We start from the raw sequence: 20,663 nt of genomic DNA, 5'->3' as shown, positions 1-20,663 counted from the left end.
TTTTGTTGTTCCCGGGTCCCGGGTCCCGGGTCCCCTGTCCCGGATTCATAGCGTCTGCTCCAGCACGCGCCAGACCAGTTCTTCGAAGTCGATGCCGAGCTGACGCGCGGCCTTGGGGACCAGCGAGTGGCTGGTCATGCCCGGAGCGGTGTTCACTTCGAGCAGATACAGCTGGCCGCTGCTGCGATCGCGCATGACATCGACGCGGCCCCAGCCGCGTGCGCCGGCAGCGCGAAAAGCGTCCAGTGCCAGCTGACCGATCTGCGCTTCGGCATCGCCTTCCAGACCCGGGCACAGGTACTGGGTGTCGTCGGCCACGTACTTGGCGTTGTAGTCGTACCACTGGCCCTTGGGCACGATGCGGATCGACGGCAGCGCGGTCTCGCCCAGAATGGCCACGGTGAGTTCGTCGCCTTCGATCAGTTGCTCCATCAACAGCGCACCGTCGTAGCGCGCAGCCAGCAGCACCGCTTCTTCGAGCTGGGCCTGATCGAACACGCGGCTGATACCGACGCTGGAGCCTTCGTTGGCCGGCTTGACGATCACCGGCAAGCCGATCTGCTTTGCAACAGCATGAATTTGATCGCCGCTGGCGCCGGCAGCCAGACGCGCGTAACGCGGCGTCGGCAGATCCAGCGACAACCACACCTGCTTGGTGCGGATCTTGTCCATGCTCAACGCCGAGCCGAGCACGTTGGAGCCGGTGTACGGGATGCCGAAGGCTTCCATCAAGCCCTGCACGATGCCGTCTTCGCCGCCGCCGTTATGGCCATGCAGCACGTTGAACACACGGTCGAAGCGCTGCGCGACCAGCGCCTGCGCCAAGGCGGGAATGCCGTCCACCGGCTGCGCATCGACACCGCGCGCGCGCAGCGCGTCCAGCACGTTGCTGCCGGAATTCAACGACACTTCGCGCTCGGACGAGGTGCCGCCAAGCAGCACGGCGACGCGCCCGAACGCGGCGGGGTCGCTGGTTCGCGACGGTGCGGGACCGGGGACCCGGGACCCGGGACCCGTAACAGCAGAAGACGCGGGCTGCACGATCTGCTCTTCACCGGTCCCGGTTCCCGGGTCCCGGGTCCCGATAGAGGACGCGCTCATGCCTGCTCTCCGACAAAGCCGTGATGGATGATGTGCTGGGCCACATAACCGATGTCGCCGGCCCCCATCATCAACAGCAGATCGCCGTCCTGCAGCACGTCCGGCAACACTTCGGCCAGGCCGGCAATCTGCCCGACCACGACCGGCTCGCTACGGCCGCGCGCACGGATGGCACGCGCCAGGGCACGCGAGTCTGCACCGGGAATCGGCGCTTCGCCGGCCGGATAGACTTCGCTCAACACCAATGCATCGACGGTGCTGAGCACGGCGGCGAATGCGTCGAACTGATCGCGGGTACGGCTGTAGCGGTGCGGCTGGAATGCGACGACCAGGCGCTTATCCGGCCAGCCACCGCGTGCGGCGGCGAACACCGCTTCCAGCTCGCGGGGATGGTGGCCGTAATCGTCGACCACCCGCACGCGCGCACCGGTGCTGGTGGTGACTTCGCCCAGATCGTTGAAACGCCGGCCGATGCCCGCAAAGTTTTCCAACGCGCGCGCAATGGTCTGCGGCTCCACACCGAGCTGCCAACCGATCGCGGCAGCGGCCAATGCGTTGAGCACGTTGTGACGGCCCGGCAAGGCCAGCGTCACCGGCGTGGTGGAGCCTTCGGGCAGGCGCAAGGTGAAGCGCATGCGCGGGCCGTCCTGCACCACATCTTCGGCGCGCACGTCGGCGTTTTCGCTCATGCCGTAGCTCATCACGTGGCGCGGCGTCTTGCCGGCCAGCGCGGCCACTTCCGGGTCGTCGATGCACAGCAGGGCCAGGCCGTAGAACGGCAGGCGCTGCAGGAATTCTGCGAATGCCGCCTGGATGCGCGAGAAATCGTTGCCGTAGTTTTCCAGGTGATCCGAGTCGATGTTGGTGATCACCGCCATCAACGGATTCAGACGCAGGAAGCTGCCATCGCTTTCATCGGCTTCAGCCACCAGCCACTGGCCGCCGCCGAGCTTGGCATTGGCGCCGGCCGCCAGCAGTTGCCCGCCGATGACGAAGGTCGGGTCCAGGCCACCTTCGCTCAGCACGGCCGCGGCCAGGCTGGTGGTGGTGGTCTTGCCGTGCGTGCCAGCGACTGCAATGCCGCGGCGGAAGCGCATCAGCTCGGCCAGCATCGCCGCACGCGGCATGATCGGAATGCGCTGGCTGCGCGCTTCCATCAGCTCGGGGTTGTCTTCGCGGATCGCGCTGGACACCACAACGCAATCGGTGCCGAGCACGTTGGCGGCCGAGTGGCCGCGCATTACGCGCGCGCCGAGCTTGGCCAGGCGGCGGGTAGCCGCATTGTCGGCGTTGTCCGAGCCGGAGACTTCATAGCCCAGCGTCAGCATGACCTCGGCAATGCCGCTCATGCCGGTGCCGCCGATGCCGACGAAATGCACGCGCGGAAATGCGCGCACCAGATCGCCACTGTCCTGCAGACGGCGGATCACCGGGCAGCTCCAATGGAGGTGGCGGGACCGGGGACCCGGGACCGGGGACCCGGGAAGAGCGAAGCAGCGCCAGCGCGTTGCGCCTGCCCATAATGATTATCTGCGTGCATACCTGTCTGCTGTGGATTCTGTTCTTCACGCCCCCCGCGTTGCGGATCGCGGGTCCCGGTACTTCCATGCCGTTGATCGTGCTTGCCACCGGTCCCCGGTCCCCGGTCCCCGGTCCCGGCTTCATACAAAACAATGTCGGCGATACGCTCGGCGGCATCCGGCTTGGCCAGGGTGCGGGCGGCTTGCGCCATCGACAGGCGGCGTGCAGGGTCGGTGAGCAGGGTCTGCAAGACCTGCTGCAGGCGCACGGGCAAGGTGTCGTCCTGCTTGAGCAGCACGGCGGCGTCGGCGCCGACCAGGTATTCGGCATTGCGGGTCTGGTGATCGTCGACGGCGGCGGCAAAGGGCACCAGCACGCTGCCGACACCGGCAGCACACAGCTCTGCCAGGGTGGAGGCGCCGGCGCGGCACACCACCAGATCGGCCCAGGCGTAGGCGGCGGCCATGTCGGCGATGAACGGTTCGACGCTGGCATTCACTCCGGCCTGCGCGTAGGAAGCCTCGGCTTCGGCGCGCAGTTTTTCGCCGCACTGGTGGCGCACTTCGACATCCGGATGCCCGAGCGCGGCCAGTGCCGACGGCACGGCTTGATTCAATGCGCGTGCGCCCTGGCTGCCGCCGAGCACCAACATGCGTACCGGGCCACCCCGCCCAACCAGGCGTGCGGCCGGTGCAGGAAGCGCGGCGATTTCTGCGCGCACCGGATTACCCACCGCTTCTTCGCCAGCGAAACTGCCGGGGAAACCGGTCAGTACGCGGCGCGCAAAACGCGACAACACCTTATTGGTCATGCCAGGCGCGCGATTTTGTTCGTGCACGAGCAAGGGCACGCCGAGCAGGCGGGCAGCCAGGCCGCCTGGGCCGGCCGCAAAGCCGCCGAAGCTGACCACCGCGCGCGGCTGCCGCTTGCGCAACACAAAGCCGGCAGCGCGTACCGCGCGCATCACCCGCACCGGTGCGCCAAGCAACTTGATCACGCCCTTGCCGCGCAGGCCGCTGATGGCCAGCGTGTCGATCTGGATATCGTGCTGCGGCACCAGCCGCGTTTCCATCGCACCGTCGGCGCCCAGCCAGGTCACCGGCACGCCGCGCGCGCGCAGCACCTTGGCCACGGCCAGACCCGGGAAAATATGCCCACCTGTGCCGCCTGCAAGGATCATTACAGGTTGAATTCCCGCAGATGGATGCACGGGTTTTTGCGAGGGATTCGCGTCATGCACGCTCATGCAATCCTCCCGAAGGTCGGTTCCACACGCGGCTGCATGCGGCTGGTGCCACGCAGGATGGCCGATGCCGGCACCACCGACGGTGCTGCCGTTGACGTCGCTGCCACCGGTGCAGGCGCAGCAGCGGTCTCGCGCTGCGGCTTGCGTCCCGCTGTATAAGCAGGCGGCACCGGATCGACCACCGGCTCAGCCGGCTCGACCGCCGCAGTGCCCGCGCCCTGCGGCGACAACTTGCTGCGCAGGCGCTCGGCGCGATCCATTTCATAGGACACGCGTAGCAGCAGGCCCATCGCCACGCAGGTCATCAGCACCGACGAACCGCCGGACGAGATCAGCGGCAGGGTCAGGCCCTTGGTCGGCAGAATCCCTAGGTTCACGCCAATCGACACGAAGCTCTGCATCGCCACCCACAGCCCGATGCCGAAGGCCACGTAACCGGAGAAATGGCGCTTCATTTCCACGCAGCGCATGCCCACCCAGAACGCGCGGCCGACCAGCAGCGCGTACAGGGACACGACACCGCAGACGCCGATGAAGCCGAGTTCTTCGGCGATCACCGAGAAGATGAAGTCGGTATGCGCTTCTGGCAGATAGTTGAGCTTCTGCACCGAGGCGCCCAGGCCCACACCGGTCCACTCGCCACGGCCGATCGCCATGAGCGCATTGGACAGCTGGTACCCCGAGCCGAGCTGATCGACCCACGGGTCCATGAAGGAGGTCACGCGCCGCATGCGGTACGGCTCGAATATCACCAGCGCCACCAGTGCCGGCAGCAGCAGCAGGATGGGCAGGATGATGCGCCCGATCGGGGCGCCGCCGAGCACCAGCATGCAGGCAGTGACACTCAACAGCAGCATCGACGAACCGAAGTCCGGTTGCAGCAACAGCAGTGCCACCAGAAATCCGACCACGAACACCGGCTTGAGCATTGCCTGCCAGGTTGCATTGACCTCGTCGCGGAAGCGCACCAGGTAACTGGCCAGCCAGATGATGTAGAGCACCTTGACCGCTTCGACGACCTGAAACTTCGACACGCCCAGGTTGATCCAGCGCCTGGCGCCGTTGACGCTGCTGCCCAGGCCCGGCACGAACACCACGATCAGCATCACAAAACAGCCCAGCAACAGCATCTGGTTGTGCTGCTCGATGGTCTTGAGTTCGGTGCGCATGGCCCAGAACGCCAACCCGATACCGACGCCCAGAAACAGCAGGTGGCGGGTGAGGTAATAGAACGGGCTCTCCGACAGTTCGATCGAACTGGATGCCACCATCACCACGCCCAGCGAGGCGAGCGTGGCCGCCGCGCCGAGCAGCCACGGGTCGTAACGGCCGCCGATGGCGTCCAGTCGTGTGGCCTGGCGGGACATGTCGTTCATCAGCGCACCTTCAACGTGGCAAGGCCGATCAGCACCAGCACCACCGAAATGATCCAGAAGCGCACGATCACGCGCGGTTCCGGCCAACCTTTGAGTTCGAAGTGGTGATGGATCGGCGCCATGCGGAACACGCGCTTGCCGGTCATCTTGAAACTGGCCACCTGGATCATTACCGACAGCGTTTCGATCACGAACACGCCACCCATGATCACCAGCACCATTTCCTGGCGCACGATCACCGCGATGGTGCCCAGCACCGCGCCCAACGACAACGCGCCGATGTCGCCCATGAACACCATGGCCGGGTAGGTGTTGAACCACAGAAAGCCCAGCCCTGCCCCGGCGATCGCCGAACAGATGATGATCAGCTCGCCGGCGCCGGGAATCAGCGGGATTTTCAGGTATTCGGCAAACACCACGTTACCCGAGGCATACGCAAATACGCCCAGTGCGCAGGCCACCAGCACGGTGGGCATGATCGCCAGACCATCCAGACCGTCGGTGAGGTTGACCGCGTTGGAGAAGCCGACGATCCAGAAATAAGCGATCACCACGAAGCTCACGCCGGCCAGCGGCAGCGCGATCGACTTGAACATCGGAATGTAGAAGGTGATCGCCGCCGGTACGTCGGCGGTATAGAACAGGAACAGGCCGGCGGCCAGGCCGAAGATCGACTGCAGCAGATACTTCCAGCGCGACTTCAGACCATTGGGATCGCGGCGAACGATCTTGATCCAGTCGTCGTACCAGCCGATCGCACCGAAGCAGAGCATCACCGCCAGCACCAGCCACACGTAACGGTTGCGCAAGTCGCCCCACAGCAACACCGACAAGGTGACGGTGAGCAGGATCAGCGAGCCGCCCATGGTCGGGGTGCCGGCCTTGGAGAAATGCGTCTGCGGGCCGTCCTGACGGATCGGCTGGCCACCCTTGAACTGGGCCAGCTTGCGGATCACCGCAGGGCCCATCCACAACGACAGGAACAACGACGTCAGCGCCGCCAGAATGCCGCGGAAGGTCAGATAGTTGAACAGCCCGAACAGGCTCTCCAGTTGCTGCAGCCAGCGGGCCAACTCAAGCAGCATGGGAGGCATCCTCCGACGGTGCGAGCAGCGCGGCGACGATGCGGTCCATGGCGCTGCCGCGGGAGCCTTTTACCAGAAGGGTGGTGGAGCCGGGACCGGGGACCGGGGACCGGGGACCCGGGAGGGCATCCATAGACTGCGATTGCTGATCGTGAATCAAAACATTTCCCTGCATATTTTCTGGTGCGTGCTGTTGCTTTTCCCCGGCCCCGGCTACACCCAGGTCCGCGTGCAATGCATCGATCAATTCCGCATGTGTGGCAAACACGCGACCGCCCTCGCCGAACGCCTGCGCGGCAGCGGCACTGAGCTCGCCCAACGCGTACAGACGCTGCAACTTGGCCGCGCGTGCGCGACGTCCGGCCGCGGCATGCAGCGCCGCACCTTCGGCGCCGAGTTCGCGCATGTCGCCCAGCACCAGCCAGCCAGCGCCAGGCGCGGCGGCCAGTGCATCGATGGCCGCATCCAACGAGCCGGGGTTGGCGTTGTAACTGTCGTCGATCAGCACTGCGCCACCGGGCAAACGATGGGCGATCTGCCGGCCAGCCACTGGACGCGCCCGCGCCAGGCCAGCGGCGATGATCGGCAGCCCGATCCCGGCGCCCATCGCCAATCCGGTCGCAGCCAATGCGTTGAGCACGTTGTGGCGGCCCGGCAATGGCAGCGCAATCTGCGCCTCGCCCTGCGGGGTTGCCAGCGTGAACCGTGCGCCATCGGCCTGCAGTTGCAGATGACGTGCGGTGATATCGGCGCTGGCCTGCAGGCCATAGCGCAACACGCGACGGCCCTGCACCGGCTGCGCGTGCAGTTGCTGCTCGAACCAGGCGCCGAAGGCATCGTCGGCATTGATCACCGCCACGCCATCGGAGGGCAGCGCGGCGTAGATCGCACCCTTGGTCTGTGCGACGCCGAGCAGGCTGCCCAGGCGCTCCAGGTGCGCCGGCGCGATGTTGTTGACCAGCGCAACATGCGGCCGCGCGACGTCGGTGAGGTAGGCGATATCGCCCGGCTTGCCGGCACCCATTTCGTAGATCGCAACATCTGCGTCGTCCGGTGCGGCGATCACCGCCAGCGGCAAGCCGATTTCGTTATTGCGATTGCCCGGCGTGGCATAGACGGTGGTGTCATCGACACGCCCTGCTTCGGTCAGGATGGCCAGCAGCAGTGCCTTGACGCTGGTCTTGCCGTTGGAACCGGTCAACGCGATCACGCGGGTGGCGCGATCGCGCTGCATGCCGGCGGCAATGCGTGCCAGCGCCAGCTCGGTGTTCTGCACCAGCACCTGCGGCACGCTCAACGTCGGCAGTAGATGATCCACCAGCAAACCGCTGGCACCCTGCGCGAGCGCATCGGCAGCGAAGTCGTGCCCGTCGAACCGCTCGCCGCGCAGCGCCACATACAGGCTGCCGTTGGACAGCGTGCGCGTGTCGTTGCCGACCGCATCGATCATGGCATCGTCGCCGTGCAGCTCGCCGCCAGCCCAATGCGCGATCAACGACAGCGGGGTGAGCTTCATGCGCGCACTCCCAGCACGGTGCGCGGCAGCAAGGCCTGCGCCGCCACCGCTGCATCGTCGAAGGCATGCTGCACGCCGGCCACTTCCTGGTAGGGCTCGTGGCCCTTGCCGGCGATCAGCACGATGTCCGACGCGCTGGCCATGGCGATGGCCTGATGGATCGCGGCGGCGCGGTCGCGCTGCACGATGGCCGCATCCGGGCGCGCAAAACCGCGCACGATATCGGCAACGATGACATCGCCGTCTTCGCCGCGCGGGTTGTCGTCGGTGACGATCGCCACATCGGCATTGAGTTCGGCAATGGCGGCCATCTGCGGGCGCTTGCCGGTGTCGCGTTCGCCGCCGCAACCGAACACGCAGATCAGCCGGTCCTGCGCATGCGAGCGCAGGCTGGCCAGTGCCTGTTCCAGCGCGTCGGGCGTGTGTGCGTAATCGACCACCACCAGCGGTGCGCCGTGCGCGCCGCCGAGACGATTCATGCGGCCGTGGATCGGCTGCAGCTGGCCCAGCACCTGGGCGATCTGCGCCGGCGCATGGTCCAGCGCGTGCAAGGCACCGGCGACCGCCAGCAGGTTGTCCACGTTGAAGCGACCCAGCAAGGACGAATGCACGGCGTGGACGCTGGCATCGATCCGCAGCGCGAAGCTGATGCCGTTGTGATCCAGTTGCAGTGCGTCGGCGCGCACCGTGGCGCCAGCCTGCCCGCGCGAACTCACGCCGATCGCGCGCAGCGCAGGATCGAGCGAGGCCAGCAGCGTGCGGCCGAATGCGTCGTCCAGATTCACCACCGCAGTCTGCAACCCAGCGCGCGTGAACAGCTTGGCCTTGGCCGCGCCGTACTGCGCCATATCGCCGTGATAATCGAGATGATCGCGAGTGAGATTGGTGAACACAGCCACGTCGAAATGCACCGCATCCACGCGGCCCTGATCGAGCGCGTGCGAGCTGACTTCCATCGCTGCGGCTTGCGCGCCTTCATCGCGCAGCTGTGCCAGCAACGCGTGCGTGGACAGCACCAGCGGCGTGGTGAAACCGGTCGGGACGGCGCTGCCATACAGGCCGACGCCCAGCGTACCGAGCGTGCCAGTGGGCGTGCCGAGCAAGGTCAGCGCCTGCGCCAGCAACTGCACGGTGGAGGTCTTGCCGTTGGTGCCGGTGACGCCCACCATCCGCAATGTGTGCGACGGATGACCATGAAACTGATCGGCCATGCTGCCAAGCCGCGCACGCAAGCCGGGCACGGCGATGGCGTCGGCAGGCGCCGGCAGATCGGCAGGCGCGGGCGGCTCGAACAACACCGCTACCGCACCATTGGCGCGCGCCTGCTCGACGAAGCCCAGCCCATGCGCGCCGAAGCCTGCGATCGCCACGAACGCATCGCCTGGGCGCACTGCACGGCTATCCATCACCAGGCCGGACACCTGCACATCGCGCGCAAGGGTCAGGTCCGGCAGCAGCTGCGACAGCGGCATGGCGCGGCTCACTGACGGCTCTCCTGCAACGGCGCAGGCTGCGCAGGCGCTGGCGGCGGTGCGATCGCGGTCGGAATGCCGGCCGATACTTCGTCCACAGGGTCCGGTACCAGCGCCGGGTCCAGATCTGCCGGTTGCGGCTTGACGATCGGTTGACCGGTCTTGCCGGCGGCCTGCGCGGCCAGCCACGACTGGATATCGTCCGGCGGCACGTCCATCAACCGCAGCGCACCTTCCATCACCTTGTGGAACACCGGTGCCGACACCAGGCCGCCGTAATACACCTTGCCCTGCGGATCGTTGATGACGATGACGGTGGCAAAGCGCGGGCGCGTGGCCGGCACCAGACCGGCGAACAGCGCGTTGTAATGCCCGCGCTCATAGCCGTTGGCGCCGTTCTTGCGCGCGGTACCGGTCTTGCCGGCCACGTGATAGCCCAGGATCGCCGCGCCCTTGGCACCGCCCTGGGTGACCACGGTTTCCATCATGTCGATGACCTCACGCGCCACCTCGGGGGTGACCACCTGACGGGTCTCGTTGTGCTGGCCACGCACGAAGGTGGGCGGCGTCAGCTTGCCGCCGTTGCCCAGCGTGGCGTACGCCTGCGCAATCTGCAGCGGCGTCACCGACAGGCCGTAGCCGTACGACATCGTGGTCTTGGACGGGCCGCTCCAGCGCGCCGGCTGCAGCACCACACCGGCCGATTCTCCCGGAAACCCGCTATGCGGCGCGCTGCCGTAACCGAAGTTGCGGATCGACTGATAGAACGTCTGGTCCGGCACCTTGGCCGCGATCTTGGCCGCACCGATGTTGGAGCTGCGGGTGATCACGCCGGTGACGTTGAGTACGCCGTTGTTGCGCGGCACATCGCGAATGGTGAAGCGTCCCACCGACATATAGCCGGGGTTGGTATCGATGACGGTGTCCTTGGTCACCACGCCGGCAGTCAGTGCCGTGGCCACGGTCAGCGGCTTCATCGTCGAACCCGGCTCGACCAGATCGGTGACCGCGCGATTGCGCCGCGCCGACGGATTGATGCCGGTCACCGAGTTGGGGTTGTAGGTCGGCAGGTTGACCATCGCCAGCACTTCGCCGGTGGCGACATCCATCACCACCATCGACCCGCCAGCGGCATTGTTTTCGACCAGCGCGTTGCGCAGTTCCTTGTAGGCCAGGAACTGGATGCGGCGGTCGATGCTCAGCGTCAGGTCCTTGCCCGGCTGCGCCGGACGCACCAGATCCACGCTCTCCACGATGGCGCCGCGCGCATCGCGCACCACCTTCTTGGAGCCGGGCTTGCCGCGCAGCCATTCGTCGAAGGCCAGCTCCAGCCCTTCCTGGCCGCGGTCGTCGATATTGGTGAAGCCCAGCACGTGGGCCATCGCTTCGCCTTGCGGATAGAAGCGACGGAACTCGCGCTGCGAAAACACGCCCGGGATCTTCAACTCGACGATCGCATGCGCCTTGTCCGGGTTGATCCGGCGCTGCAGGTACATGAATTCCTTGCCGGCCTTCTGCGCCAGCTTGGCATTCAACTCGTCCAGCGGCTGGCCGAGCGCCTTGGCCAACTCGGGAATGCGGTCGGGGTTGCGCAGCAGTTCCTGCGGATTGACCCAGATCGATTCCACCGGCGTGGACACCGCCAACGGCTCGCCATTGCGGTCGGTGATCATGCCGCGCGAGGTGGCGATCGGCAGCTCACGCAGATAGCGCGCTTCGCCCTGGCGCTGATAGAAATCGCGGTTGACCAGCTGCACGAATGCGGCGCGCCCGATCAACGTCACCGAACACAGGCCCAGCGCGATACCGACCAGGGTCAGCCGGCCGCGCAGGTTGAAGTTGCTGCGGGGGCGGTTGCGACCGGCTTTCATGGCGCACCTCCGTGTGCGCGGAGTGCCCGTGCAAAACGGCTGTCGTGCCGTTGTGTCATGGGCGAAGATGCATGTGCGCCACCCTGCGGGCAGCTTGCCCGTACACAACGGCTGCTGTGCGACTTGGTCATGGGCGCACCACCACGATGTCGTTGGTCTCCGGGAACTTCATCCCGATGCGCGCACGCGCGACCTGATCGACACGGTTGCTTTCCGCCCAGGTGGCCTGCTCCAGCTGCAGCCGGCCGAATTCGATGTTCAACTCGTCACGCGTGTGTTCGAGCTTGGACAACTGCACGAACAGCTTGCGGTGCATGTGGCGCATGTACACCACCCCGATCGCCGAGGCGATGCTGCAGGCCAGCAGCACGATCAGCAGCAGGCGGCTCATTGGACGTCTCCGTTCGGAGACGCCGGGAATCGGGAATCGGGATTTGGGAATCGGGGAGCAGCGCTGTCGCCGTTATCCATTCCCGATTCCCGATTCCCCATTCCCAGCTTCTCGGCCAAGCGCAACACCGCGCTGCGAGCGCGGGGGTTGATGTTCAACTCGGCGTCGTCGGCCTTGACCGCGCCGCTGATCAGCTGCAGCGTCGGCACGAACGGCTGCGCTTCGGGCAGGCGGCGATTGCTCGGCGGGGCCTTCGCGTAGCGGGCCATGAACTGCTTGACGATGCGGTCTTCCAGCGAGTGGAAGCTGATCACCGCCAGCCGGCCGCCCGGCTTGAGCGCGCCCAAAGCGGCCTCCAGCCCAGCTTCCAGATCGGCCAGCTCGCGGTTGATGTGGATGCGGATGGCCTGGAAGCTGCGTGTGGCCGGATGGGTCTTGCTGTCGCCGCGCGGCATCACCGAGGCGATCAGGTCGGCCAGCTGCGCGGTGCGCAGCAGCGGTTGCTCGGTACGGCGCGCCACGATGGCGCGCGCGATGCGGCGGCTCTGGCGCTCTTCGCCATAGGTCCACAACACATCGGCGATCTCGCGGTCGCTGGCGTGGGCCAGCCACTGCGCAGCGCTCTGGCCGCTGTCCGGATCCATGCGCATGTCCAGCGGGCCGTCCTTGCCGAAACTGAAACCGCGGCCGGCCACGTCCAGCTGCGGCGAGGACACGCCCAGGTCGAGCAGGATGCCGTCGACGGTCGCAGCGGCGACCACCTGACCGAGCCCGGCGAAGCTGCCGCGATGGATGGACACGCGCGCATCGCCGCCGAACGTCTGTTCGGCCACCGCGATCGCTTCAGGGTCCTTATCCATCACCAGCAGTCGACCTCCCGGGCCAAGGTGTTCCAGCACGCCGCGTGCGTGTCCGCCACGCCCGAACGTGCCATCGAGATAGGTTCCGCCTTCGGTCACCTGCAGGCCATCCAGAACCTGCGTGTACAGCACCGGCACATGGGCCGCCGGCGGCTGCGACACCGGGTGACCGGGCTGCGCTTCACCGCGCATCCGGGCACCCCGGCTCACAACCTGAGATCGAGCAATTCATCGCCCAGATCCCCGTCAGACAATGTCTGCTGGATCAGTGCGCGATGTGCCTGCTCGCTCCAGAGTTCGAATTTGTCGCCCATGCCAAGCAGCACGGCCTTCTTCTCGATGCCGACCGCGTTGCGGTGGCTGGCCGGAATGCTCAGACGGCCATTGGCGTCCAACTCAAGCACGGCAGAGGAACCCACCAGTTTTTGCTGCAGCGTGCGGACCACGCGCTGGGTGTTGGGCTTGGACATCACATCGTCGCGCACCCGCTCCCACTCCTTCTCCGCATACAGCCACAGGCAACCGGCTTCGAACGGGTTGTAGGTGAGCACCAGGCGGTTGCCGCTCACACGCGTGACCAGGTCGCGATACGCGGTTGGTACCGCCATGCGCCCTTTGTCGTCCACCGTGATGGCAGTCTCGCCCTGAAACACCGAATGCAACCTCGAATACCCGCTGGGGGATCATTGAACCACGAAAAACCACAAAACACCTGGTTTTCCCTCCGATGCCCACCTTAGCAGCGCGCCAAAGGTTGTCAACAGTTTTCAAGGTCGTAAATCGCCAGTCGCATCAATGAGTTGCAGCACTCTTTAGAGACTTGTTCAAAGCTTATCCACAAGTTGCTGTTTCGTCTCAGATTTTGAGATTGAACAAAAATTCAGGGGCGTGAAGGCCGCGTAAACTCGACCCGCGTCTCACTTCACACTGCGCCAGCAGCACCCTGCGACTGCGCAGACGGGCGACAATCGCCGGCATGTGCTTAGTCGCTCTTGCCTGGAAAACTCACCCGCGTTGGCGCCTGCTGCTGGTAGGCAACCGCGATGAATTCCACGAACGCCCCACCGCACCGCTCGCGCAGTGGGCGGCGCCTTCCGACAGCGTGCTGGCTGGGCGCGACCTGCGCTCGGGCGGAAGTTGGGTCGGACTGGGCAGCGACGGCCGAGTCGCCGTGGTCACCAACGTGCGCGACCCGATGGCCACCATGTCCGGGCGCTCGCGCGGTCATCTGATTGCCGACTATCTATCCGGCAGTTCCGACGCTACTGCCTATGCCCAGGAACTGGCCGCGGACGGACACGCGTTCCCACCGTTCAACCTGCTGCTGTGCGACGCCGAGCGCTGCGAACACCTCAGCAATCACCCGCCGCTGGCACGCACGCTGGCTCCCGGCATCCATGGAATGTCCAACGGCCCGCTGGACGCGCCCTGGCCCAAGACCGTTGCGCTAACTGCGGTCTTGCATGACTGGTGCGCCACAGGCAGCGAGGACCTGCAACCGCTGTGGACCGCCTTGGGTAACGCTGCCGTCGCTTCCGACGATGCCCTGCCTCACACCGGCGTCGATCTACCCACCGAACGCCTGCTCTCGGCCGCCTTCATCGCCGGCCAGAGCTACGGCACCCGCGCCAGCACCATCGTGGCGGTGGATCATGAAGGCAGCGGCTTCATCCACGAACGCCGCTTCGGCCCCGGTGGAACATTCCAGGGCGAAACACGGCTGGACATTTTCGGTACGCGTTGACACTGGGCAATCATGCGCATAGCGTGCGCATGAACGACAGGAGGCCGACCATGAGCCGTTACTACGACAGTTCCGCGCAAAAGAAACCGCTGAACCTGACCATCAACTCGGACCTGGCCGCACAGGCACGGGCGATGACCGGCAACCTGTCGGCAAAGGTCGAAGAACTGCTGGCCGACTACGTCACCAAAGAGCGCGACAGCCATAGCGCCAGAGCGATGGAGTTGCAGCGCGCCGCAAGCGAATGGAAGACCTTCACCGACACGCACGGCTCCTTTGCCGACGAGTTCTCCACCTTATGACCGACCAGTTCGATGTCTACGCAAACGTCGGACAGAACAAGAACATTCCCTACGTGGTCGTGGTCCAGTCGAAGATCTTCGACGCCGCCCCCCGTCGCGTCGTCGTGCCCTTGGTGATCAAATCCAAGCACTCGCCGACCCCGTCTCGCTTCACCCCGGAATTCACCGTCGCCGGCCAACGCGTCATCCTGCAACCCCTGGAAATGACCTCGGTGCCGCTCGCAGTGCTCAACAACCCTGCCGGCTCCCTCAAGGACCAAGGCCAGACCATCATCGACGCCCTGGACGAGCTGTTCACCCGCTCCTTCGGCTAGCCATCTCGCCAATACGGGCAAGCGAGCGCAGCGCGCAAGCGCCTCGACCAACTACCTAACTGCAAGCCCCCTTGAGTCAAGGGGGCGCGGCGACAGCCGCGGGGTTCTGGCATGCCCATCAAATCGCTGGACGCGCCATTCAACCAGTCACTCGGCTAACCATTCCGCAATTGGGGCAAGCGAGCGCATCGCGCCAGCGCCTCGACCAACCACCTAACTGCAAGCCCCCTTGAGTCAAGGGGGCGCGGCGACAGCCGCGGGGTTCTGGCATGCCCGGAGCGGGGCCCGCGTTTTGTACTGCCGCAGGCGGTACGAAACGTGGGTGTCTTCTTGGGGCGAACGCCCAAAGAAGGCAGCGACACAGCCGCGGGGTTCTGGCATGCCCGGAGCGGGGCCCGCGTGAGGCGGCGGAGCCGGCCGATAAGCCGGGTTCTGTCGTGGACAGTCATTCGTCTAGGCGCTACGTCACCGCAGCGCTCAAGCAACCTACCCGGATCCAGCGCGGGCCACGCCAATGGATCCCTATTTGGTCTTGCTCCAGGTGGGGTTTGCCGTGCCGGTCCGTTACCGGACTCGCGGTGCGCTCTTACCGCACCATTTCACCCTTACCACGCGCCTCTTGCGAGACCGTTCGGCGGTATCTCTCTGTTGCACTTTCCGTCGGCTTGCGCCGCCCAGGCGTTACCTGGCACCTTGCCCTATGGAGCCCGGACTTTCCTCGGCACCCTTGCGAGTGACGCGACTGTCTGGCCGACTCCGCCGGGGCGCATTCTACGCTATCGCCACAAGCCAGAACGGCGCAGCGTTTCCAACCTGCCATTGACCGTAGGAGCGCACCCGGGCGCGAGCAGCGTTACCGATAACGCGTCATCGCCGATCACAGTGCGCTCGCGACGACCACCCTAGCCGCCATACAACGCCTTGCGCGGCGCACCGGTCAGCTCGGCGGCGAGCTTGGCGGCGGTGGAGGGCGGCAGGTGTTCGGCGAGTTTGGCGTAGACACGGCGGCCTTCGGCGAGTTGGCCTTCGGCGGCGTCGGCGGCGCCCTGCACCATCACCACAAACTCGCCCTTGCGCTGGTTGTCGTCGGCTTCGACCTTGGCCTGCAACTCGGCCAGGCTGCCGTCGAGCACGGTTTCGAACAGTTTGGTCAGCTCGCGGGCGATCACCGCCGGGCGGTCCTCGCCGAAGGCCAAGCGCAGGTCGGCCAGCGAATCGACGATGCGGTGCGCCGATTCGTAAAACACCAGGGTGCGGGTCTCGCCAGCCAGGTGCGCCAGGCGCTCCCGGCGCGCAGCGCTCTTGGCCGGCAAAAACCCCTCGAAGCTGAAGCGGTCGCTGGGCAGACCGGCCACGCTGAGCGCGGCAATCGCCGCGCAGGCGCCCGGCACCGGGCTGACCTTGATGCCGGCGACGCGGGCGGCGCGCACCAGCTTGAAGCCGGGGTCGCTGACCAGCGGGGTGCCGGCGTCGCTGACGATGGCCAGCGACTCGCCCTCGCGCAGGCGCGCCACGATGCGCTCGGACATCGCCTCTTCGTTGTGGTCGTGCAGGGCCAACAGCGGGCGGTCGATGCCGAAATGGCTGAGCAATTGGCGGGTGTGGCGGGTGTCTTCGGCGCAGATCGCGGCCACGCCACGCAACACCTCCTGCGCGCGCGGCGACAGGTCGGCCAGATTGCCGATCGGCGTGGCGACCACGTGCAGGGTTCCAGGGGACATCATCAGCGGTCTTCCGGGGGCAAAGGGTAGAATCGTAGCGGTTTTCAACGGACCGCCCTGGCGGCCCCTGTCCAATGGATCTGAAATGAACAAGCGTGTTGCAAGGATCTCCGCCCTGTCGTTGCTGGTCATGCTGGCGGCCGGCTGCGCCACCAGCAGCATCACCCAAACTGCCTCGCCGACGCAGAGCGCGGCGCTGGCGTTGCTGGACCAGGGCAAGCCGCGCGAAGCGGCGCAGCAGCTGGAAGCCGAAGCCGCCGGTGCCAGCGGTGCGCAGCGCAGCCGTCTGCTGGCCGCGGCCGCATTCGGCTGGCACGACGCCGGCGACGATGCCCGTGCACGCACGCTGCTGGCGCAGGTCAACCCGCGCCATCTGAGCGGCGAAGAGCGCGCCCGCTTCGCGCTGCTCACCGGCGAGCTGGCGGTGATCGACAAGCAGGGTGCGCAGGCGCTGCAGGCGCTGGGCGACAGCCCGCAGGGGCTGACCCAGCCGCTGCAGACGCGCTGGCTGGTGGCACGCGCCGCCGCACTGGAAGCCACCGGCGACCTGTTCGGCGCCGCCGCCGACCGGGCACGCGCCGATGCCAGCCTGACCGGCACGCCGCGCAGCGACAACCAGCGCGCCATCGTGCGTCTGCTGGCGGCGCTGGACGATGCCACGCTCAAAGGCCGCACCGCCGCGCTACCGGCCGGCGACCCGCTGTACAACTTTGCCGGCCGCGCGTTGATCAGCCGCGGCCTGGCGTTGCCGCGCGCATTCGATCGCGATGCGCAATGGGGCTTCGACACCAGCAAGCGTCCGCCGGCCGAGCGCGACGGTTACCGCCCGCCGGTCAAACTCGCAGTGCTGTTGCCGCTCACCGGCAATCTGGCCACCGCCGCCGCGCCGGTGCGCGATGGGCTGCTGGCTGGCTACTACGCCGAAACCCGCCGCCGCCCGGAGGTGCAGTTCTTCGACACCGCCGGCACCGCTGCCGGTGCCAACGCCGCCTACGACAAAGCCGTGGGCGCCGGTGTCGATTACGTGGTCGGCCCGCTCGGTCGCGACGAAGTCAGCGCGTTGTTCGCGCGCGGCCAGCTCGCCGTGCCGGTGCTGGCGCTCAACCGCCCCACCGACAACAAGGCGCCGCCCGCTGGCAGCGCGGGTTTCTCGCTGGCGCCGGAAGACGACGGCATCATGGCCGCCGAATATCTGCTCTCGCGCGAACGCCGCAACGTGCTGATCGTGGGCACCGGCGACGACAACGGCAAGCGCACCATCAAGGCCTTCCGCGACCGCTTCACCGAGCGCGGCGGCAAGGTCGCCGGCAGCATCAGCGTGGCCGATGCACCGGGCGACATCGGTGCGCAGCTGCGCAACTACGGCACTGCCGATGCGGTGTTCCTGGCGGTGCGCGGCAATACCGCGCGCGCGCTGGCGCCGCAGCTGGCCTTGAGCGGGTTTGCCGGCAAGTCGCGCGTGGGCACCTCGCAGCTGGTGGCCGGCACCGGCAAGGTCGAAGACGACCTGGCGCTGGACGGCATCATCTACCCCAGCGAAACCTGGACCGCGCTCGGCGTCTCCGGCCTGCCGGCGGCCAGCCAGGTCGCCAGCACCCTGCCCAGCGCACGCGGCCCGGCCGCACGCCTGTTCGCGTTCGGCTACGACGCCTGGAAGATCAGCGCATACCTGGAAAAACTCGCCACCGGCACCGACGGCGGCCTGCGCGGCGCCACCGGCACCTTGCATCTGGACGGCTTCGGCAATGTGCTGCGCACGCCGGCATGGTCCACCTTCAACGGTGGCCGCCCGGTGCCGATCGCCGACGGTCGCTGAGCCATGCCGGCAGCGCGCCAGCAACGTGGTGCGGCAGTGGAAGCGGCCGCACGCGTGATGCTGGAGCAGGCCGGCTTGCGCCTGGTGGTGAGCAATGCCAACTACCGCGGCGGCGAGCTGGATCTGGTGATGCGCGACGGGCCGGCGCTGGTGTTCGTGGAAGTGCGTTACCGCCGCGACATCCGCTTCGGCGGCGGCGCGACTTCGGTGGATGTGCGCAAGCGCCGCAAGCTGGTGTTGGCGGCGCAGTTGTTTCTTGTCTCTCACCCCGCGCTGGCAGCGCTGCCGTGTCGCTTCGACGTGGTCGAGGCCAGCGGCGAACCACCGGTGCTGCACTGGATCCGCGACGCTTTCCGCGCCGACGATTGCTGATGCTTCAGAAGTTCGACTAACGACGTTCGATGCCGACCATCATGACCCACGCCGCAGTGCCGTTGGCACTTTGGTACGCCAGCGACCGCGGACGCATTTCGCCGCGTCTGCTCGGTGCCGGCATCGTGGCGGCGATGTTGCCCGACGCGGACGTGCTGGCGTTTGCGTTGCACGTTCCGTATGCCGATGCATTTGGTCACCGCGGTGCCAGCCATTCGTTATTGTTCGCCAGCGTCATCGCACTGCTAGGCGCGGTGGCACATCGCAGCCTGCGTGCGGATGTCGTGCAGGCAGCGGTGTGGCTGTTTGTCTGCAGCGCATCGCACCCGATCCTGGATGCGATGACCTCCGGCGGGCTCGGCGTGGTGTTGGCCTGGCCGTGGAGCGAAACGCGCTGGTTCGCGCCGTGGCGGCCGATTCGCGTCTCGCCGTTCGCCAACGGGTTTTTCAATGCGCGCGGCTTGAACACGCTGCTCTCCGAGCTGCGTTGGGTCTGGCTACCGCTCACCGTCGCCGCACTGGGGTTTCGATGCATCCAGCGCGCCGCACCACAGGATCACCCGCAATGACCGATGTACTTCCCACCGCGCTAGCCGAGCTGTTGGCCGCGCGACTTGGACCCGATGGCTGGTTGACCGGTGCTGATGCGCGCCGCCGTTATGGCGAAGACGATTCGCATCGCTGGGCACTGCCCGCCGCGGTGGCGTTGCCGCGCGATACCGACGATGTGGTGGCGATCGTGCAGGCATGCCGCGCGCATGGCGTGCCGATCGTGGCGCGCGGTGCGGGCACCGGCACCACCGGCGCGGCGGTGCCGTTTTCCGGCGGCGTGGTGGTGTCGATGGCGCGCATGAATCTCATCGTGGCATTGCGCCCGGAAGACCGCTGCGCCGTGGTGCAGCCTGGCGTGCTCAATGGCGATCTGCAGCAGGCCTTGCAGCCGCATGGTTTGTTCTGGCCGCCGGACCCGTCCAGCGCGGAGATCTGCAGCATCGGCGGAAATTTATCCACCAACGCCGGCGGACCGCGCGCGGTGAAGTACGGCGCCACCCGCGACAACGTGCTCGGACTGGTCGCGGTGACCGGCACCGGCGATGTCATCCGCTGCGGCGGTGCGTACACCAAGAACTCCACCGGCTACGACCTCACCCATTTACTGGTTGGCAGCGAAGGCACGCTGGCGATCATCGTCGAAGCGACCTTGAAGCTGACCCCGCGCGCAGTTGCGCAAGCCGGGCTGCGCGCGTTGTACCGCGATGCTGCCAGCGCTGCGGCCGCGGTGTCGCGGCTGATGGCGCAACCCACCACGCCGACCATGCTGGAATTCATGGATGCCAGTGCGATCGCGTTACTGCGCCGCAATGGCAGCGACGTGCCCGAGGCTGGCGCCATGTTGTTGATCGAAGCCGATGGCGATCACGACACGCTGCCTTACGCATTGCAGGCCTTGCACGATGCCGCCGATGGCGATGGCGTGCTCAGCCTGGACATCGCCGCCGATGGCAGCGCGCGCGACAAACTGTGGGCGGCACGCCGTGCGTTGTCTCCCGCATTGCGCACCATCAAGCCCGGCAAGATCAACGAAGACGTGGTGGTGCCGGTCTCGCGCATCCCGGAGCTGGTTGCAGGCGTGGAAGCGCTGGCGGCGGAATTCGCGCTGCCGATCGTCGCCTTCGGCCATGCCGGCAACGGCAACCTGCACGTCAACATCATGTACGACCCGGACGATGCCTACGAAGACGCGCGCGCGCATGCGGCATTACCGCGGGTCTTCGCGCTGGTGCTGTCGCTGGAAGGCACGCTCTCCGGCGAGCACGGTATTGGCGTGGCCAAGCGCGATTTCATGGCCCAGGCCTTCAGCGCACCGACGCTGGCGGCGATGCGCGCGATCAAGGCCGCGCTGGATCCGGATGGGATCTTGAATCCGGGCAAGGTGCTGCCGCCGGCCTAGTGCG

General features: G+C 66.7%; 19 protein-coding genes and 1 other RNA gene. 7 read left to right on the top strand and 13 right to left on the bottom strand.

Annotation, left to right across the window (positions count from 1 at the left end; translation table 11 throughout):
• Positions 1–45 precede the first annotated feature (45 nt).
• From ACCQ06_RS04695 to mraZ, 11 genes are all read right to left on the bottom strand, one after another.
• Entirely contained in the window at positions 46–1,101 is a 1,056-nt protein-coding gene (locus ACCQ06_RS04695) for a D-alanine--D-alanine ligase (RefSeq protein ID WP_316690492.1), read from the bottom strand.
• Positions 1,098–2,531 carry a UDP-N-acetylmuramate--L-alanine ligase gene (murC, locus tag ACCQ06_RS04690; protein WP_104615842.1) on the bottom strand — a complete coding sequence of 478 codons (1,434 nt, stop codon included), beginning with the start codon at positions 2,529–2,531 and terminating at the stop codon, positions 1,098–1,100. The genes ACCQ06_RS04695 and murC overlap by 4 nt, the downstream gene beginning before the upstream one ends.
• Positions 2,528–3,868, bottom strand: coding sequence for an undecaprenyldiphospho-muramoylpentapeptide beta-N-acetylglucosaminyltransferase (gene murG, locus ACCQ06_RS04685; RefSeq protein ID WP_316690490.1), 1,341 nt, complete (start codon positions 3,866–3,868; stop codon positions 2,528–2,530). The genes murC and murG overlap by 4 nt, the downstream gene beginning before the upstream one ends.
• Entirely contained in the window at positions 3,865–5,244 is a 1,380-nt protein-coding gene (gene ftsW / locus ACCQ06_RS04680; protein WP_316690488.1) for a putative lipid II flippase FtsW, read from the bottom strand. The genes murG and ftsW overlap by 4 nt, the downstream gene beginning before the upstream one ends.
• Positions 5,244–6,329: a phospho-N-acetylmuramoyl-pentapeptide-transferase gene (gene mraY / locus ACCQ06_RS04675; protein ID WP_228324418.1), complete on the bottom strand. Its 1,086-nt coding sequence runs from the start codon at positions 6,327–6,329 to the stop codon at positions 5,244–5,246. Before mraY ends, ftsW begins: the two co-directional genes overlap by 1 nt.
• Positions 6,319–7,845, bottom strand: coding sequence for a UDP-N-acetylmuramoyl-tripeptide--D-alanyl-D-alanine ligase (locus tag ACCQ06_RS04670; protein WP_228324419.1), 1,527 nt, complete (start codon positions 7,843–7,845; stop codon positions 6,319–6,321). The genes mraY and ACCQ06_RS04670 overlap by 11 nt, the downstream gene beginning before the upstream one ends.
• The gene (locus ACCQ06_RS04665) at positions 7,842–9,317 is read right to left on the bottom strand and encodes a UDP-N-acetylmuramoyl-L-alanyl-D-glutamate--2,6-diaminopimelate ligase (RefSeq protein WP_316692500.1); all 1,476 of its coding nucleotides are present in this window, start codon (positions 9,315–9,317) and stop codon (positions 7,842–7,844) included. The genes ACCQ06_RS04670 and ACCQ06_RS04665 overlap by 4 nt, the downstream gene beginning before the upstream one ends.
• An 8-nt stretch (positions 9,318–9,325) precedes the next feature.
• Positions 9,326–11,188: a peptidoglycan D,D-transpeptidase FtsI family protein gene (locus ACCQ06_RS04660; protein WP_316690485.1), complete on the bottom strand. Its 1,863-nt coding sequence runs from the start codon at positions 11,186–11,188 to the stop codon at positions 9,326–9,328.
• A gap of 127 nt (positions 11,189–11,315) precedes the next feature.
• A complete protein-coding gene (ftsL, locus tag ACCQ06_RS04655; protein WP_005991913.1) occupies positions 11,316–11,579 on the bottom strand; it encodes a cell division protein FtsL in 264 nt (87 codons plus the stop codon).
• Entirely contained in the window at positions 11,576–12,631 is a 1,056-nt protein-coding gene (rsmH, locus tag ACCQ06_RS04650; protein WP_316692499.1) for a 16S rRNA (cytosine(1402)-N(4))-methyltransferase RsmH, read from the bottom strand. The genes ftsL and rsmH overlap by 4 nt, the downstream gene beginning before the upstream one ends.
• A 14-nt stretch (positions 12,632–12,645) precedes the next feature.
• The gene (gene mraZ / locus ACCQ06_RS04645) at positions 12,646–13,092 is read right to left on the bottom strand and encodes a division/cell wall cluster transcriptional repressor MraZ (RefSeq protein ID WP_033006748.1); all 447 of its coding nucleotides are present in this window, start codon (positions 13,090–13,092) and stop codon (positions 12,646–12,648) included.
• Positions 13,093–13,415: 323 nt separating this feature from the next.
• Between mraZ and ACCQ06_RS04640 the strand changes: the two genes are divergently transcribed.
• The 3 genes from ACCQ06_RS04640 to ACCQ06_RS04630 are packed head-to-tail and all read left to right on the top strand — an operon-like array spanning position 13,416 to position 14,799.
• A complete protein-coding gene (locus ACCQ06_RS04640; protein WP_316690475.1) occupies positions 13,416–14,183 on the top strand; it encodes an NRDE family protein in 768 nt (255 codons plus the stop codon).
• 50 nt (positions 14,184–14,233) lie between these two features.
• The gene (locus ACCQ06_RS04635) at positions 14,234–14,485 is read left to right on the top strand and encodes a type II toxin-antitoxin system CcdA family antitoxin (protein WP_055850909.1); all 252 of its coding nucleotides are present in this window, start codon (positions 14,234–14,236) and stop codon (positions 14,483–14,485) included.
• Positions 14,482–14,799, top strand: coding sequence for a CcdB family protein (locus tag ACCQ06_RS04630; RefSeq protein WP_316690472.1), 318 nt, complete (start codon positions 14,482–14,484; stop codon positions 14,797–14,799). Before ACCQ06_RS04635 ends, ACCQ06_RS04630 begins: the two co-directional genes overlap by 4 nt.
• 405 nt (positions 14,800–15,204) lie before the next feature.
• On the opposite strand, the gene rnpB is transcribed toward ACCQ06_RS04630, so the two are convergent.
• Positions 15,205–15,557: RNase P RNA component class A (gene rnpB / locus ACCQ06_RS04625), an RNA gene on the bottom strand.
• A 144-nt stretch (positions 15,558–15,701) separates the two neighbouring features.
• On the bottom strand, positions 15,702–16,523 hold the full coding sequence (rsmI, locus tag ACCQ06_RS04620) for a 16S rRNA (cytidine(1402)-2'-O)-methyltransferase (protein WP_228324420.1): 822 nt from the start codon (positions 16,521–16,523) through the stop codon (positions 15,702–15,704).
• Positions 16,524–16,605: 82 nt separating this feature from the next.
• On the opposite strand from rsmI, the gene ACCQ06_RS04615 reads away from it, so the two are divergent.
• From ACCQ06_RS04615 to ACCQ06_RS04600, 4 genes are read left to right on the top strand one after another with little or no spacing between them, the layout of a single operon-like run.
• Positions 16,606–18,336 (top strand): penicillin-binding protein activator, encoded by a 1,731-nt coding sequence (locus tag ACCQ06_RS04615; RefSeq protein WP_228324421.1) that lies wholly within the window; start codon positions 16,606–16,608, stop codon positions 18,334–18,336.
• Positions 18,337–18,339: 3 nt separating this feature from the next.
• Entirely contained in the window at positions 18,340–18,708 is a 369-nt protein-coding gene (locus tag ACCQ06_RS04610) for a YraN family protein (RefSeq protein ID WP_104615830.1), read from the top strand.
• Positions 18,709–18,737: 29 nt separating this feature from the next.
• The gene (locus tag ACCQ06_RS04605; protein WP_372365142.1) at positions 18,738–19,277 is read left to right on the top strand and encodes a metal-dependent hydrolase; all 540 of its coding nucleotides are present in this window, start codon (positions 18,738–18,740) and stop codon (positions 19,275–19,277) included.
• Complete coding sequence (locus tag ACCQ06_RS04600; protein ID WP_316690464.1) at positions 19,274–20,659, top strand: FAD-binding oxidoreductase; 1,386 nt, start codon at positions 19,274–19,276, stop codon at positions 20,657–20,659. The genes ACCQ06_RS04605 and ACCQ06_RS04600 overlap by 4 nt, the downstream gene beginning before the upstream one ends.
• Positions 20,660–20,663: the final 4 nt, after the last annotated feature.

Origin of the sequence: Xanthomonas sp. NCPPB 4467 (genome assembly GCF_041475665.2) — a bacterium.
Taxonomy (GTDB): Bacteria; Pseudomonadota; Gammaproteobacteria; order Xanthomonadales; family Xanthomonadaceae; genus Xanthomonas; species Xanthomonas dyei.
Note: the sequence above shows the minus strand (reverse complement) of the source record. Positions and strands in the feature narration are given on the sequence as shown.

Coding starts and splice junctions, on each gene's coding strand:
- ACCQ06_RS04695 (WP_316690492.1), bottom strand. CDS start 1,101: ATGAGCGCGTCCTCTATCGGGACCCGGGACCCGGGAACCGGGACCGGT.
- murG (WP_316690490.1), bottom strand. CDS start 3,868: ATGAGCGTGCATGACGCGAATCCCTCGCAAAAACCCGTGCATCCATCT.
- ftsW (WP_316690488.1), bottom strand. CDS start 5,244: ATGAACGACATGTCCCGCCAGGCCACACGACTGGACGCCATCGGCGGC.
- mraY (WP_228324418.1), bottom strand. CDS start 6,329: ATGCTGCTTGAGTTGGCCCGCTGGCTGCAGCAACTGGAGAGCCTGTTC.
- ACCQ06_RS04670 (WP_228324419.1), bottom strand. CDS start 7,845: ATGAAGCTCACCCCGCTGTCGTTGATCGCGCATTGGGCTGGCGGCGAG.
- ACCQ06_RS04665 (WP_316692500.1), bottom strand. CDS start 9,317: ATGCCGCTGTCGCAGCTGCTGCCGGACCTGACCCTTGCGCGCGATGTG.
- ACCQ06_RS04660 (WP_316690485.1), bottom strand. CDS start 11,188: ATGAAAGCCGGTCGCAACCGCCCCCGCAGCAACTTCAACCTGCGCGGC.
- ftsL (WP_005991913.1), bottom strand. CDS start 11,579: ATGAGCCGCCTGCTGCTGATCGTGCTGCTGGCCTGCAGCATCGCCTCG.
- rsmH (WP_316692499.1), bottom strand. CDS start 12,631: ATGCGCGGTGAAGCGCAGCCCGGTCACCCGGTGTCGCAGCCGCCGGCG.
- ACCQ06_RS04640 (WP_316690475.1), top strand. CDS start 13,416: ATGTGCTTAGTCGCTCTTGCCTGGAAAACTCACCCGCGTTGGCGCCTG.
- ACCQ06_RS04635 (WP_055850909.1), top strand. CDS start 14,234: ATGAGCCGTTACTACGACAGTTCCGCGCAAAAGAAACCGCTGAACCTG.
- ACCQ06_RS04630 (WP_316690472.1), top strand. CDS start 14,482: ATGACCGACCAGTTCGATGTCTACGCAAACGTCGGACAGAACAAGAAC.
- rsmI (WP_228324420.1), bottom strand. CDS start 16,523: ATGATGTCCCCTGGAACCCTGCACGTGGTCGCCACGCCGATCGGCAAT.
- ACCQ06_RS04615 (WP_228324421.1), top strand. CDS start 16,606: ATGAACAAGCGTGTTGCAAGGATCTCCGCCCTGTCGTTGCTGGTCATG.
- ACCQ06_RS04610 (WP_104615830.1), top strand. CDS start 18,340: ATGCCGGCAGCGCGCCAGCAACGTGGTGCGGCAGTGGAAGCGGCCGCA.
- ACCQ06_RS04605 (WP_372365142.1), top strand. CDS start 18,738: ATGCCGACCATCATGACCCACGCCGCAGTGCCGTTGGCACTTTGGTAC.
- ACCQ06_RS04600 (WP_316690464.1), top strand. CDS start 19,274: ATGACCGATGTACTTCCCACCGCGCTAGCCGAGCTGTTGGCCGCGCGA.